Below are 15,654 nucleotides of genomic sequence, written 5' to 3' on the forward strand. Positions count from 1 at the left end.
TTGAGGATTGAATAGACATTAACCATGATAAAAGCCAATCACATTTCATTAATGCGCGGCGGAAAAACGCTGCTTTCGGATACCAGTTTTACGATCTTTCCCCAACACCGGATCGGTTTGATTGGTAAAAATGGCTGTGGTAAATCCTCGCTATTTGCGCTTTTTCGTGACGAGTTACAACTTGAAGAGGGCGAGTTGCAACTACCCAACGAATGGCGAATCGCTAGCGTTGCTCAGGAAACCCCCGCCCTAGCGCGTTCAGCTATTGATTACGTGATGGACGGCGATCAAGGTTTTCGGGCGGCCGAGCAAGCTCTGCAAGCAGCCGAAACTAAGGGAGATGGTCATGCCATTGCGCATAGTCATGAGCAATTGGCTCAACTCGGCGCGTACGATATTCGTTCGCGCGCAGCGATGTTGCTCGATGGCTTAGGCTTTCTACCAGAGCAGATTGAGCAGCCGGTAAGTGCCTTTTCTGGTGGATGGCGTATGCGTCTTAATTTGGCGCAAGCATTGATTGCCCCATCTGACCTGATGTTGCTGGATGAGCCTACTAACCACTTAGATGTTGATGCTATTTTTTGGCTCGAATCATGGCTAAAAAGCTACTCAGGCACTTTGGTTATCATTTCGCATGATCGTGATTTCTTGGATAATGTCGCCACTGATATTCTGCATGTGGAGAACCAAGGTATCTCGAGCTACACCGGTAACTACTCACAATTTGAGCACCAGCGCGCCGAACACCTCATGCAACAGCAAAGTGCATACGAAAAAGCACAAGCCATTAAAAAACATATGCAGGCTTATGTAGACCGGTTTCGTTATAAAGCGAGTAAAGCCAAGCAAGCACAAAGCCGCTTAAAAGCGATTGAGAAGCTGTCAGTCCAAGCCCCCCTGCAGGCCGAGCGGGGTATCGACTTTGAATTCTTGCCGCCGACTAAATTACCTAACCCGCTCATTAATATGCGTGAAGTAAAAGCGGGCTATGGCGAAACCGTCATTCTTGAGAACATTAAACTCAATCTAGTGCCCGGCACCCGAATGGGGTTGCTTGGGCGTAACGGAGCGGGTAAATCGACGTTAATTAAAACCCTATCTGGCGCGCTCGAACCGCTTGCAGGCGAGCGAACCCTCAGCCAGGGTGTCTCTATCGGCTACTTTGCCCAGCATCAACTCGAAGCACTCGATCCCGAAGCTTCCCCATTGTTACATCTACAACGTTTGGATAGTCATGCCACGGAACAACAGCTACGCGACTTTATTGGTGGCTTCGGTTTTTCAGGTGACCAAGCGCTGGCACCTGTCGCTCCCATGTCTGGAGGCGAAAAAGCAAGATTAGCTCTGGCGCTTATCATTTATCAAAAGCCTAACCTTCTTTTGCTCGATGAGCCCACCAACCATTTAGATATTGGTTTACGCGACGCGCTCGTTAACGCTTTGCAAGCGTTTGAGGGAGCACTTATTGTAGTATCGCATGATCGTCACCTACTCCGCACAACGGTCGACGAATTCTATCGCGTACACGATGGAAGCGTAGAGCCATTTCCAGGCGACTTAGATCAATACCACGAGTGGCTCGAGCAGCAAGCGAAACAACGGCGTGACAAAAGCACGAGTAACACGAGCACACACAGCGATACTAAGCTCGATCGCAAAGAACAAAAGCGACGCGACGCCGAGTTTCGCAAGGAGACAAAGCCCCTCCGAGACACTATCGCCCAATCTGAGACACAGCTAGAAAAAATCGCTGAAGCATTGGCAGAGGTTCATCAGTCACTCTCCGAGAGTACGATTTATGAGACCGAAAATAAGCATAAATTAAATAAGTTACTTGATGAGCAACGTAATTTACAGACCGAACAGGACCGACTCGAATCGCGCTGGATGGAAGCTGAAGAAGCGCTTGCTGAAATGACTGAAAAGTTTGAACAGGACACGCTCGGATGAGCACTATCGAATCATTCAACCCAAGTGCCTGGCTGCGACCGCCACACATTCAAACATTACTTCCTCGCTTGGTTTTCCGTCGCCGCCAATGGTACGGTCAATGGGAGACTTTTGCGCTCAACGATGGTGACTTCATCGAGTTGTGCTGGCATCCCCACGCAACTCCTGATAGCCAACGACCGCTGGTGGTGTTGTTTCACGGTCTCGAAGGGTCTGTAGACTCCCCCTATATTTGGCAAACGATGGAGGAGCTTGCGGAGCACGGCATCGACTCAGTTGTTATGCACTTCCGTGGGTGTGGTAAAACACCGATTAATCGCTTGCCGCGAGCTTATCACTCGGGTGATATCGGCGACCCAACAGCCGTCATCGTGGCATTGAGAGAGCGCTATCCTAACCGGTCAATACATACTATCGGTTTTAGCTTGGGCGGTAACATGCTTGTACAATTGATGAGTACCGAATTGGCTGATGTCCTGACCAGCGCTGCGGTGTGTTGTGCGCCACTTGACTTGATGAGCTGCTCAAAGCGAATTGATCGCGGTTTTTCACGTCTCTACCGAAAGTACCTCCTGACTCCACTTAAACAGAAGTTCACAATTAAACAGCAACGTGGCATGTTCAAGGATTGTACGGAGCTTAATAGCCTAGATGTGAACAAAATGACGAGTTTTCTGGAGTTCGATGATAAGGTGACGGCACCACTGCATGGATTTAATGACGTTGAGGATTATTATCATCGCGCCAGCGGAAAACAGTTTCTTAAACAAGTTAGGAAACCGACATTGATTGTGCATGCCAATGACGATCCGTTTTTAGGTCCCGATGTCGTACCTCATCTAGACGAAATGAACCCGCACGTTACTTATGAAAAACATCCACATGGCGGGCACATGGGATTTATTAATTATCAACATCGGTTTTACAGTTGGCTTCCAACGAGATTAGTGAAGTGGGTGAGTGAGAAAGAGGCAGAACAATTATGATGATACCGTGGCAAGAACTCGACGCCGAAACGCTCAACAATATTATTGAAGCCGTTATTTTGCGAGAAGGCACCGATTATGGTGAGCGCGAGCTTAGCTTAGCAACCAAAGTTGAACAATTGCATTCGCGCCTAAAAGAAGGCCAAGCAGTACTGGTTTATTCAGAGCTTCACGAGACCGTCGACATTGTCGATAAAGACGCTGTCACCGGCGATCTCAACGAAAGTTAGGTGGGTGAGCTATAAACACAGCTTGCCAGTCCACCTCAGGGTCGCCCAAAACATAAAAGTTAGGGTTCAGTAAACTTTCAGTTTCGTTATAAGTAATCGGCTCGAAATTTTCATTTAATAAACTGCCCCCTGCCTCAGTTACAATGACTTGAGACGCAGCAGTATCCCACTCACCGGTGGGTCCTAACCGCAAAAAGCAGTCTGCTTTTCCCTCAGCAATAAAGCAGGCTTTTAATGAACAACTCCCTGTTGGCAAAGGCTGAATATCGCGTTCGGTTTGAACACGCGCCATCACTTTGTGTCGCGGCTGACGGCGGCTTATAGCTAATATCAGGGGATCATGTTGAGGATCGTTCAGCTTTCGGACCGAAATCGCCTGCTTTTGTCCCAGTGCATGCTTGTAGGCACCCTGCTCTCTTATTGCTGAATAGAGTGTTTCACCTGGTGGCCAATAAATAACGCCAATGCTGGGCTGCCTTTCTTCAATGTAGGCAATGTTGACTGCAAAGTCTCCAGACCGAGCAATAAACTCTTGCGTCCCATCAATGGGGTCAATTAAAAAGTAAGAGGACCAGCCTGCCCGTGTACTGAGTTTCTCATGACGACTTTCTTCGGATAACACCGGAATATTTGGAAATGCCTTTTTGAGGGAGGCAACAATGAACTCGCTGGCTTTGATATCAGCAGTGGTAACGGGCGATTCATCGGCCTTTTCAGCCGTTGCAAATGCGCCGCTATCATAGAGTTCCATGACGAGTTTACCAGCATCACGAGCGACTTCGGCGAGTTTTTCAGCAATCTCAGTTAAACTAAATTGCACAGTTCGTACCTTTATTTTTTTAATTGGCGTAAAGTCATCAATAATGCCGCGACACTTCGCGCTTCTGTGAAATCCGGTTGTGCGAGGAGCTCATCTACGTTATCGAGTGACCAAACAATTTGCTCAAGGGGTTCCGGCTCGTCGCCAGCAAGCTGCTCAGGATAAAGTGAGCGTGCAGTAAACAACGTCATCTTAGCGGAAAAAAACTGAGGGGCCATGGTGACTTCGGCAAGTCGATTAAGTTCTTCACAGCCAAAACCAATCTCTTCTTTAAGCTCTCGTTGAGCTGCTTGCTCAGGTGTTTCGCCGGGATCGATGAGTCCCTTCGGAAAGCCAAGTTGGTAATCATGCAGGCCGGCTGCGTATTCCCGAATGAGCATAATGTGCTGGTCGTCAACAAACGGTACAACCATGACAGCGCCACGCCCGCTCCCCTGCATGCGCTCGAATTGTCGCTGCTCACCATTACTGAATTTAAGATCGACGGCTTCGATACGTAGCAAGCGACTTTGCGCAACTACTTCGCGTTTAAGTACTTTAGGAACTTGTCGTGATGCCATGTACTGCTCCTCCTATGCTCCCCCTACTATAACGTCTCAAAACGCTAACGCTAGTATTAAACCTGACAAAAATATTCACATTAGGCGCATAACTGCCGCTAATGTTATGATATAGAAAGCATTTCAAGCAGGATCAGCAGTGAGGTGGAAGGTGACTAAACATAAAGCAACCGAAGCAAATTTTGATGTTGCCGTTATCGGGACAGGTCCCGGCGGCGAAGGCGCTGCTATGCAGCTTGCCAAAAATGGTAAGAAAGTCGCGGTCATTGAACGTCACGATTCTATAGGTGGAGGCTGCACGCACTGGGGAACGATTCCCTCAAAGGCGCTACGGCACTCTGTAAGTCGACTGATTGAATACAATAATAGCCCACTATTTACTGGCGTGGGTTGGCAAAGTGGCATGACATTCTCGCAGATTCTGCATTACGCATCGGGCGTCATTCGCAAACAAGTTAAATTGCGGTCTTCGTTTTACGACCGCAACCATGTCACCGTTATTCACGGTAATGCATCGTTCATCGATCAAAATCGCCTTAAAGTGACCAAAAATGATGGCTCATTCGATTTTCTGAATGTTGACCAAATCGTCATTGCCACAGGCTCACGTCCTTATCATCCAACCGATATCGACTTTGACCATCCACGTATTTACGATTCCGACACTGTTTTAAGCCTTAACCATGATCCTAAAAATATTTTGATTTACGGTGCGGGTGTTATCGGAAGCGAATACGCAAGTATTTTCCGAGGCATGGGCGTTAAAGTTGATCTCATCAACCAACGTGAGCGCTTACTATCATTCTTAGATGCCGAAATATCAGACGCATTAAGCTACCATTTACGGAATAACGGTGTGGTCATTCGTCATAACGAAGAGTATGAAAGTATTCGGGGGTATGACGATAAAGTTATTCTTAAAACAAAATCTGGCAAAGTCATGCAAGCCGACTGTTTGCTGTTTGCTAATGGCCGCTCCGGTAATATTGAGGCGCTCAATTGCGACGCCGTCGGGCTAAAACCGAACTATCGTGGACAACTGGAAGTGGATGAAAATTATCGCACTCAGGTCGATAATATATACGCCGTCGGCGATATAATTGGCTATCCTAGTTTGGCGAGTGCTGCCTATGATCAAGGTCGCATTTGCGCCACCGCGCTATTACACGGTAGCTGTGATAAGGCGTTAATATCGAACATCCCGACCGGCATTTATACGATCCCCGAGATCAGTTCCGTTGGAAAATCTGAAGAAGAACTTACAGAAGCCAAAGTACCTTACGAAGTCGGTAGAGCACAATTCAAACACCTCGCGCGCGCGCAAATATCTGGTAACGATGTCGGTTGTTTGAAAATTCTCTTCCATCGCGAATCCCGTGAGATTCTTGGTTTGCATTGTTTTGGCGAGCGCGCTTCAGAAATCATTCATATCGGTCAAGCCATTATGGAACAGAAGAACGGTGGTAACACTGTTGATTATTTCGTTAATACAACGTTTAACTATCCAACCATGGCAGAAGCATACCGGGTAGCAGCTTTGAATGGTATTAACCGGCTCGGAAACTAACCCGAATGGGCTTTGCGTAGCGGCAAATCGATACGCACGCAGAGCCCGCCTTCATCTTGATTCCGCAGTGTAATACGACCATTGTGGCGGTCGACGATGCGCTTAATGATAGCCAAGCCTAGACCAGATCCCACTCCACCGCGCGCTTTATCACCTTGTGTAAAGGGTTGGAACAAGCTCTGTTGTTGCTCTTCAGGAATGCCCGGACCATCATCAGCGACCGAAAACCACACGGTTTTACTCTGCTTGTCGTATCCCGACCGCACACAGGCTTTGCTGCGCCCATAACGCTCTGCATTTTCTAACAAGTTCACGACCACTCGTTTTATCGATAGCGGACGTACCCAAACAAGAGGGCAATCGCCCAAATCAGCACTGAACGTTTTCTCCCAACTATCGGGCAAGTTTGCCAGCGTTTGCTCGAGCAACTCATTTAAAGATTCACGCGATGCCTTTTCTTGCTGATCAAGCCGCACATAGTCAATAAACTGATCGATGATATCATTCATATCATCGACATCCTCGACGATTCCTCTCGCCAAGTAATCTTCCGATTCGGGCATCATTTCCGCAGCTAAACGAATGCGTGTGAGGGGTGTTCTTAGATCGTGTGAGACCCCTGCCATCAACAGGTTACGATCATTTTCCAGCTCTTTAATCCCACGCGACATCTGGTTAAATGCCTTCGTCACTGACATGATTTCACTGGCGCCTTTCTCACTCAACTGCTCAGGGAACTCACCTCGCCCCACCTGTTGAGCCGCGTTTTCAAGCGCTTTGAGTGGTCGATTGAGCCAATTCGCAAACAGAATCCCGCCCAGAACGCTAAGTACACCAATTACGACAAGGTAGATAACTAGCGGTGAAAATTCGCCAGAGTGAAGACTTTCTAATGGCACTCTTACCCAATATCGCGGCGCTTGCGGTGGCTTTACCCAAATGAAAAATGCTTGCCCCTGCGAGACGCGTACCTCTGCCGGTCCATTTAAATGCTTTGACATTAAACTAGATAAGTAACCGTAATAAGTCGTCTTTTCTAAGCCTTCAACTTCTGCTTGTTCATCTGAAAATACACGAATGCCCGTAGCATTGTAAAACGCTACAGCAAGTGACTCATTTTGACTCGATAGAACGCGATCGCTAATAAACATAGTGCGTATTTGTTTAGCGACCAATTGCGACATTTGCTCAATAGACGGCTTTACAACGTAGTTACTTACCATCAAATACGACACTATTTGATTCAATAACAAAACCAGTGCAAGCAAACCGACCGTACGGGCAAATGCCGATTTAGGAAATAACTTCATTAATTTTTAAGCTTTCCATCGGGTACGAATACATAACCTAAACCCCATACCGTTTGGATGTAGCGGGGTTTAGCTGGATCCGTTTCGAGCATGCGGCGTAGACGAGATACTTGCACATCGATAGAGCGCTCGAGAGCACTGTAGTCTCTTCCGCGAGCTAAGTTCATTAGCTTATCGCGCGAGAGCGGTTCACGAGGATGACTCACGAGCGCTTTGAGTACGGCAAACTCACCACTGGTCAGTGGCATCGGTGTATCACCGTCAAACATTTCGCGAGTGCCGAGATTAAGTCGATAGGTTCCAAAGGTAATTTCTTGGTCATCTTGTGAAGGAGCACCTGGTGCTTCTACACCTCGGCGCCGCAGCACAGCACGAATACGCGCCAGCAATTCGCGCGGATTGAACGGTTTTGCTAAATAATCATCCGCGCCGAGCTCCAGACCAATAATACGATCGACTTCATCACCTTTGGCTGTCAGCATAATCACTGGAATCGTGTTATTCGCCTGACGTAGACGTTTGCAAATTGATAAGCCATCTTCGCCCGGCAGCATTAAATCAAGTACTAATAAATGATAGTTTTCTCGCGTTAACAGGCGATCCATTTGTTCAGCATCCGATGCAACGCGCACCTGAAAACCTTGTTCATTTAAGTAGCGCTCTAAGAGCGAACGTAAACGTGCGTCGTCATCGACAACCAATATTTTAAACGTTTCCTGACCCATGATGTTCCCTGACTTAAACCTTTCTAGACTGTTAAGATAGCGCGAGATCCATCACTAATGAAGCTCGCGTGTGTTAACAAATGTGTCAATCTTGCGCCAAAGAGCGGCTGTCTGCAAGCCAAGGGTAGAGTGCATAATAAAGTAACGGCACGACCACTAATGTCAGTAACGTTGATACAGCAAGACCAAAGATGAGCGATATCGCTAGGCCATTAAAGATAGGGTCACTCAGGATAAAGTAGGCCCCCACCATGGCTGATATCGCTGTTAAAGCAATCGGCTTTAACCTTACAGCTCCTGCGAGCACAACCGCCTTTTCCAACGCCATACCGCGGGCAATACGCTGTCGAATAAAGACCACAATCAGAATTGAATTACGCACAATAATACCTGCTAACGCAATCATGCCAATCATTGATGTGGCGGTGAACTCTTTATCCAGTAACCAGTGACCCGGCAGAATTCCGACTAAAGTCAGTGGTATTGGAGACATGATCACCAAAGGCATCAAATAAGAGCGGAATTGTGCCACGAGCAGAACAAAAATCATAAATATGCCAACACTGTAGGCGATGCCCATGTCGCGAAAGGTTTCATAGGTAATTTGCCATTCACCTTCCCATTTGATGGCGACTGGGCCTTCGGCACTCGGCTCATTAATAAAATATTGCTCGGGCGCGTTCTCCAGCTTAGACACCTGATCGGCGATGGCTAGCATACCGTAAATCGGCGAATCCGTTTCGCCAGCCATATTACCCTGCACATAAGTTACGGGTCGCAAATCTTTGTGGTAGATACTACCTTGCCATTGCTGCTGTTCAAATTGCGCAAAGCTACTCAGGGGAATCGAATCACCTGCTCGGCTGACAATAGGCAGGCTCAACCAGTCGTTTTGACTAGCTCGCATTTCCGATGGTAGTTGCAGCCAAATCGGTACGGCATACTTCGCGTAGGGATCATTTAAATAGCCGGCTGGTTTTCCGCCACTCAGCGTTTCTACCGTTTGCGCTGCGTTCGCTTGTGACAGCCCCGCTTTGGCCGCGGCGTCACGATCAATCGTCAATTGCCATTTAGGAGCCGACTCAGTTATCGAACTATCGACATCAACAACACCCGGTACACCCTGCATCAACTGAGTCAGTTTTTCTGCCAGCGCCGCTTGAGCGGCCATCGTGCCACCATAGATCTCCGCTACAATGGGTGCGAAAACCGGTGGCCCCGGTGGCACTTCGACCACTTTGACACGACCGCCATTATGCTCAGCAATCTCTGTCAACGTATTCCGGATAGCTAAGGCGATGGTATGTGAATCACGTTCACGGTCTGACTTATGCTGTAGCTGAACCTGTATATCACCTTGATAGGGTGCGCTGCGTAAATAATATTGGCGTACCAAACCATTGAAGTTGATAGGACTTGCGGTGCCAGCGTAGCGTTGCCAACCCTCGACTTCATCGACGGTATCTAAAAAATCTGTCATTTCGCCCAGTACTCGCTGAGTCTCAAGCGCTGAGCTTGACTCGGGCATATCTAATACAATCTGAAGTTCAGACTTATTGTCAAAGGGAAGCATCTTAAGGAGCACCGCCTGATTGACAGGCAAAAGAATACTTCCTATTAACAGCCCGAAAATACCTAATCCCAAGAAAAAACGTCGTTTGCGATATTGCGAACCTATAAATGCACCTAACACGCGATTAAACACATTTAAAACTTTATCGGGTGCACCATCCTCTGGGTCGGACGTATTATTGTTGTCATGACGCTGGCTCTTTAACAGACGCAGTGCTAACCATGGTGCAACGATGAATGCCATCAACTGGGAGAAAACCATACCGGCGGATGCATTAATCGGTATCGGACTCATATATGGACCCATCAACCCTGAAACAAACGCCATTGGTAATAACGCTGCAATGATCGTTAACGTTGCCATGATAGTTGGTGAACCCACTTCATCTACAGCTTGTGGAATTAACGTCTTAGCCGGCTGTTTTGAAAGCCCCAAGCGGCGGTGAATATTCTCGGTGATGACAATACCATCATCGACTAAAATGCCGATTGAGAATATCAGTGCGAACAAAGATACCCGGTTAAGAGTGAAGCCCCAAAACCAGCTAAAAACCAGAGTAAACAACAGCGTCACTAGGACGACAACACCAACAATTAACGATTGGCGCCAACCCATGGTCAATAGTACAAGTACAATCACTGAGACGGTTGCCGAAATAAGATCAGTAATCAGCTTAGTGGACTTTTCAGCTGCGGTTTGCCCATAGTTTCGGGTAATTTGTACATCGACATCTGCCGGAATCAGTCGGTTTTGCAACTTATCCAAACTTGATTTAACCGATTCTGCTACATCGATTGCATTTTCGCCCGGTTTTTTGGCAACTGTGATTGTGACTGCGGGTGCATCGACCGACCCTCCTGAGCTCAGTACTGAATGATGGACTTGCACATCCGAGTCACTCACATCTGCAACATCACTCAAATATACGGGCGCATTATCATAAGTGGCGACAACAACCTGTTTTAAGTCTTCGATTGAACTCAGTGGCTGGCCTACTTGTAATGGAATCGACTGCCCGTTGGCTACAATACGTTGCTCTACGCTGACCATATTGCTCTGCTGTAAGGCTTGCTGTAACGACTCAATCGATACCTTGTAGCGCGCTAACGCAGCAGGTTGAATGGTTAAGTTGACTGACCGGGCTACGCTGCCAAGCGTTCTTATGTCGCGAGTGCCAGGGATCTGCTTAAGCGCGATTTCAAGGCGGTGTGCGATCGCTGTTAATGATTGAGCGCTTTTTACCGAATCCTTCCCACGCAAAGTCAGCGTCATAATCGGCACGTCATCAATGCCTTTCGGTTTAATGATAGGTTGTCCAATACCTAACTGCGTAGGAAACCAATCGGCATTTGACTGCACTTTATTATACAAGCGCACTAAAGCTTGCTGTCGCGACAGTCCAACCTCAAATTGAACAGTCAGAATACCCATCCCCGGGCTAGCAACCGAGTAAACATGCTCGACATCGGACATTTCGCTGAGAACTTGTTCTCCAGGAGTGGTAATCAGACTCTCGACTTGCTGTCGACTCGCCCCCGGGAATGCCACCATGACATCCGCCATCGTGACATCAATCTGCGGTTCCTCCTCTTTCGGCGTCACCCAAACAGCGATAACGCCCAATACAACAGCTAATAAGATAATCAGCGGTGTCAACTGAGAATGCTGAAAAATACGGGCTATATGGCCCGACGGACCGAGAGAATCAGCGTTACTCATAATGGATCTGACTCCAATCTTCTAGCACACGTTCGCCCGCCTTGAGCCCGGCTTGAATCTCAACCTGTTGCTGATCCACACGTCCAGTGTACACTTGTCTTAATTGAGGACCTTTTTTGCTGTCCATTACGTAGACCGCTCGCAGCTCGCCGTCGATACGCACGGCCGACCGGGGAACTTCAATAACGGTGCGTTCACCTATTTTTAACCATACATCAACCGCAGAACCGGGTAATACACGCAGGCCTTGTGATGGCATCATCATACGTAGTCTAAAACTATGGCTAGGCAGTTCAGCGTAGGGAAAAAACGTCAATTGATTTGCGTCGATAAACGCGCCGTCGCCCAAGGCAATTTTTGCAGTCGAGAAATTTCTGGCTGTGGCATTAAACTGCTGAGGCACCTCAACCACGACACGGAGTTGTTCGAGTGATAAACCAGTGATCAAACGCTGCCCCGGTTGTACCGACTCGCCCAATTCAACCCAACGATCCGTCACGATGCCGGCATAGGGCGCTTTTACCCGAGTATAAGAGAGTTGTTTTTGCGCTTCTTCAACCGCTGCCTTAGCTTGCTTTACAGCTGATTGAGCTCGATCAAGTGCGGTTTTGGCCTGATCTAACTCCGAGGTGGACGCGACATTCTGCTCAAATAGTTGCTGCACACGTTCATATTGCTTCCGAGTCTGGCTCAGTGTCGCTTCAGCACTGGATAACCCGGCTTCACGTTGTTGCAAGCGCGCTCTTTGTTCTGAGTCCTCTAGTCGTACTATCAGCTCGCCTTGTGGCACCATATCGTCGACATCAAAAGGCAGCTCTACAACAGTTCCCGCTGTTTGTGCAGAAACCGTGGAGCGCTGCGTCGCTTCGACAACGCCATTTAATTTTAGCCACTCGGGCTGCTGTGTTGCCATCGCTTCTATCGATTGCTGCGCAACAGTAGTGAAGCTCAAAAATAGCGTAGACACTATCAAGAGGAAACGTAGGCTGGTCATTTCAACCTCTTACAATATGTTTTTAGATATAATGATAATATCAGTCTTTTCGCCAATGCGCTAGCGGCTCAGGTCGTCCTAGATAATAACCTTGGAGTTGCTTACAGCCCATTGCCACGAGTCTCTGTTGCTGCGCTTTAGTTTCTACGCCTTCAGCAATAGTTTCTAAGCCTAGACCATCTGCCAAAGCAATTACTGTCTTAACAATCGCCTCATCACTGCGATCTGACAAGAGATCTTTGACAAAACCTTGGTCAATTTTCAACCGTCTAAGCGGCAATAACTTGAGATAAATCAGAGAGGAATACCCCGTACCGAAGTCATCAAGAGCAAACTGAATACCGATTGACGATATCTCTCTCATCAATTGAGCAATTCCATCAATATCCTCAATCAATACGCTTTCCGTAACTTCCAGTTCGAGATGACGAGCAAGTCGAGGTTCAGTAGCAACGCGGTGCTTCAGATCGCTTAAGAAATTACTCGCTCTCAACTGGCTTGCGCTCACATTTATCGCCACTATCCAATCATCATGATCAAAGCAAGTCGACAGGTTATCCATATCAGCCATCACTTGGTTCATAACAACAAAATGAAGCTGTGACATTAAGCCATTAGACTCCGCAAGCGGAATAAAATCAGCGGGAGATACTTGCCCATGCTCGTCGTCATACCACCTGAGTAAGGCTTCAAAACCAATACAACGTGCAGGTCCTTCACCGTTATGTAAATATTGGGGTTGGTAATGAAGGGTCAACTGCTCGTGTGTTATTGCGCTTTTTAACGCGTCAAGAAGCAACTGACGCTGATTAAACTCTTGCTGCATATCTTCATTAAAGAATCTAATACACGCCCCACCTGAAACTTTCGCATGCTGAACCGATAAATCAGCGGCCTTCATGGCCTCAATGTAGTCCTTGCAATCGGCCAGGCGAACAACTCCGAAACTAAAAGAGACAAAAAGTTGAGTGTCATCCACTACGAATGGCGCACCGAGTTTAACTTCAAGTTGATTGAGCCACTCATCAAACCCGCTTAGGCGAGATTGATGACCCAGCGTTTGGCTCAGACAATAGAACTCATCGGCTCCTAAGCGACCAACAAATTCCCCAGCGCGGCAGTGAGACCTGATACGTTCACCCACTTGCTTTAATAGTTGGTCACCAATGTCGTGACCGTAACGGTCATTAAATGTCTTAAACTGATCAATATCAATGAACATGAGCCAGTCGGTAGATTTCGAAGAGTGTTTTGAATAACGGTCGGATAAATGCTCGATTAACGTTTGGCGATTGCCTAAATTGGTCAGAGCATCGAACTTCGCAAGCTTATTCACCTGTGATTTTAGCGCCTCGTACTCGGACACGTCGGTAGCGATACCACAAAGACCATTCAAATGTCCGTCAGGTCCGATAAGGGGCACTTTAACCGACCAGAGCAAGCGTTCTTCGCCGGTTTTTGGATCAACATGTTGCTCTTGATACGCGAGCCGTTTGCGTGTGCGAAGAACATGACGGTCCTTTTCAGTTAAAAAGTCTGCCAGCGGTTCTGCAAACAGCTCGTAATCATTGCATCCATAGATTTGCTCGACCGGGATCTGCAATAAATCGGCACAACGTTGGTTTGCGTATTGATATTTAAGATCAAGATCTTTAATAAAGATACAGCCATCAACACTATTGAGAATGACTTCAAGTCGCTTTTCACTCACCGCCAACTGACGTGTTTTGTCAGCGACGCGGCGTGTCAACATACGGTTGAAGATAATAAACCCGACCGTGGATAACAGGAGTGCGGCTATTATATACCATATCCAGTTGGGTAACTTGATAAAGCTTGCCGTAGGCGCGTACTGATCCAGTATCTGATAGTACGCTGATTTACTATTCGCTTTTAACGATTTGAGTCTGCTGTCTATCACCCTCAGTACATCTCGGTGTTGACCTTTAGGTACAGCGTAGTAAAGCTCAGTCGGCATAAATACGATTGGCGTGCTATCGAGCGCCTTATCCATCACATAGTTGTCACCAAAAAATTGGTTGCTCGCCACCGCATCCACTTCTGCATTTAGTACCTGTTCAAAGCCTTTCTCGAAGCTTTCCACGGGTACTAAGATAAGCGGTGTATCAAACCCCGTGGCGATATCTGTCAAATAGCTTTGCTGAACCGAATCTTTTACGACGGCAATCCGTTTATTTTCGAGATCAAAAATATCGCGAATATTGGCACCCGACCGAGTATATATTTTTGACCAACTAAGCAACGCGGGTTCACTATGGGTCGAAATGAATTGATTACGTGAGGGCGTCATCGCCACGTCAGGCAAAATATCAATGTGTCCGGCTTCAAGTAGCGCTAAGCAGTCGGCGAATCGACACCTCACAGGTGTCAATTGCCAGTCCTGTTGCTGACTAATGTGAACGAGTAAGTCACCCAAAATACCTGAGATGTTACCCTCTTCTGTTAGCATAAGCTTGGGCGGATTGTCGTACACCCCAACTTTCAGATGCTTTACGGAATCAGCAAAGACATCACTTGCCGGAACGTATAAACTGAGGCCAATAAGAAACGTGAGTACTCTGCGCAACTGATGGTCCTTTGCTAAAGATTAGGTCGAATGACAACACGCATCTACAGGCAGCGTGCATACTTATTAATCTATATATAACATTCATTAAATAATTATGAAAACCAATCTTATCACTCGACGTGGCTTTGATATGTTGCAACGTGAACTCAACCAACTATGGCGAGTAGAGCGGCGCGAAACTGTGGAAAAAGTGTCGTGGGCGGCAAGCCTTGGCGATCGAAGCGAAAACGCCGATTATAAATACAACAAACAAAAATTACGCCGGATAGACAGTCGTATTCGCTACCTGACAAAACGTCTTGACCAACTCAAAGTGGTTGACTATTCACCTCAACAAGACGGGCAAGTATTTTTTGGCGCATTTGTTGAGATAGAGGACGAGCAAGGTACAATCCGTCGTTTTCAGATCGTTGGTCCGGATGAAATCTATGATTCGAAAGACGTTGTGTCTATCGATGCGCCAATGGCAAGAGCACTTTTAAAAAAACATGTTGATGATGAAGTCACTGTTGTGACCCCGAAAGGCGAACAATGTTGGTTCGTCAACAAAATACAATATCATGCCTTTGATGAGTCGTGCGGCGACAATAAAGCCCCGAACTAATAAAGGTCCGTTGGATTGAGAAGTAG

At 47.2% G+C, this 15,654-nt stretch carries 12 protein-coding genes; 5 read left to right on the plus strand and 7 right to left on the minus strand.

What is annotated here, in order from left to right; genetic code table 11:
* Positions 1-24: 24 nt before the first annotated feature.
* The 3 genes from AWU56_RS07655 to AWU56_RS07665 are packed head-to-tail and all read left to right on the plus strand — an operon-like array spanning position 25 to position 3,166.
* The gene (locus tag AWU56_RS07655; RefSeq protein WP_286682167.1) at positions 25-1,950 is read left to right on the plus strand and encodes an ATP-binding cassette domain-containing protein; all 1,926 of its coding nucleotides are present in this window, start codon (positions 25-27) and stop codon (positions 1,948-1,950) included.
* Positions 1,947-2,936: a hydrolase gene (locus AWU56_RS07660; protein ID WP_286682168.1), complete on the plus strand. Its 990-nt coding sequence runs from the start codon at positions 1,947-1,949 to the stop codon at positions 2,934-2,936. Before AWU56_RS07655 ends, AWU56_RS07660 begins: the two co-directional genes overlap by 4 nt.
* Positions 2,933-3,166: a YheU family protein gene (locus AWU56_RS07665; RefSeq protein WP_006953810.1), complete on the plus strand. Its 234-nt coding sequence runs from the start codon at positions 2,933-2,935 to the stop codon at positions 3,164-3,166. Before AWU56_RS07660 ends, AWU56_RS07665 begins: the two co-directional genes overlap by 4 nt.
* Here the strand turns inward: AWU56_RS07665 and cysQ are convergent.
* Complete coding sequence (gene cysQ / locus AWU56_RS07670; RefSeq protein WP_006953811.1) at positions 3,153-3,986, minus strand: 3'(2'),5'-bisphosphate nucleotidase CysQ; 834 nt, start codon at positions 3,984-3,986, stop codon at positions 3,153-3,155. The two genes, AWU56_RS07665 and cysQ, sit on opposite strands and share 14 nt — an antisense overlap.
* Before the next feature lie 11 nt (positions 3,987-3,997).
* Positions 3,998-4,546, minus strand: coding sequence for an ADP compounds hydrolase NudE (nudE, locus tag AWU56_RS07675; protein ID WP_006953812.1), 549 nt, complete (start codon positions 4,544-4,546; stop codon positions 3,998-4,000).
* Positions 4,547-4,697: 151 nt separating this feature from the next.
* On the opposite strand from nudE, the gene sthA reads away from it, so the two are divergent.
* Complete coding sequence (sthA, locus tag AWU56_RS07680) at positions 4,698-6,113, plus strand: Si-specific NAD(P)(+) transhydrogenase (RefSeq protein ID WP_040487486.1); 1,416 nt, start codon at positions 4,698-4,700, stop codon at positions 6,111-6,113.
* Here the strand turns inward: sthA and envZ are convergent.
* From envZ to AWU56_RS07705, 5 genes are all read right to left on the minus strand, one after another.
* Entirely contained in the window at positions 6,110-7,423 is a 1,314-nt protein-coding gene (gene envZ, locus AWU56_RS07685; RefSeq protein ID WP_286682169.1) for a two-component system sensor histidine kinase EnvZ, read from the minus strand. The two genes, sthA and envZ, sit on opposite strands and share 4 nt — an antisense overlap.
* Positions 7,423-8,148 carry an osmolarity response regulator transcription factor OmpR gene (ompR, locus tag AWU56_RS07690; RefSeq protein WP_286682170.1) on the minus strand — a complete coding sequence of 242 codons (726 nt, stop codon included), beginning with the start codon at positions 8,146-8,148 and terminating at the stop codon, positions 7,423-7,425. The genes envZ and ompR overlap by 1 nt, the downstream gene beginning before the upstream one ends.
* Positions 8,149-8,233: 85 nt before the next feature.
* Positions 8,234-11,440 carry an efflux RND transporter permease subunit gene (locus AWU56_RS07695; protein WP_286682171.1) on the minus strand — a complete coding sequence of 1,069 codons (3,207 nt, stop codon included), beginning with the start codon at positions 11,438-11,440 and terminating at the stop codon, positions 8,234-8,236.
* The gene (locus AWU56_RS07700; RefSeq protein ID WP_286682172.1) at positions 11,433-12,434 is read right to left on the minus strand and encodes an efflux RND transporter periplasmic adaptor subunit; all 1,002 of its coding nucleotides are present in this window, start codon (positions 12,432-12,434) and stop codon (positions 11,433-11,435) included. Before AWU56_RS07700 ends, AWU56_RS07695 begins: the two co-directional genes overlap by 8 nt.
* Before the next feature lie 40 nt (positions 12,435-12,474).
* Positions 12,475-15,021, minus strand: coding sequence for an EAL domain-containing protein (locus tag AWU56_RS07705; RefSeq protein WP_286682173.1), 2,547 nt, complete (start codon positions 15,019-15,021; stop codon positions 12,475-12,477).
* A gap of 97 nt (positions 15,022-15,118) precedes the next feature.
* Here AWU56_RS07705 and greB point away from each other — a divergent pair, with 97 nt between their 5' ends.
* Entirely contained in the window at positions 15,119-15,628 is a 510-nt protein-coding gene (gene greB / locus AWU56_RS07710; RefSeq protein WP_286682174.1) for a transcription elongation factor GreB, read from the plus strand.
* Positions 15,629-15,654: the final 26 nt, after the last annotated feature.

Source organism: Idiomarina sp. T82-3 (assembly GCF_001577655.1).
GTDB classification, from domain to species: Bacteria; Pseudomonadota; Gammaproteobacteria; order Enterobacterales; family Alteromonadaceae; genus Idiomarina; species Idiomarina baltica.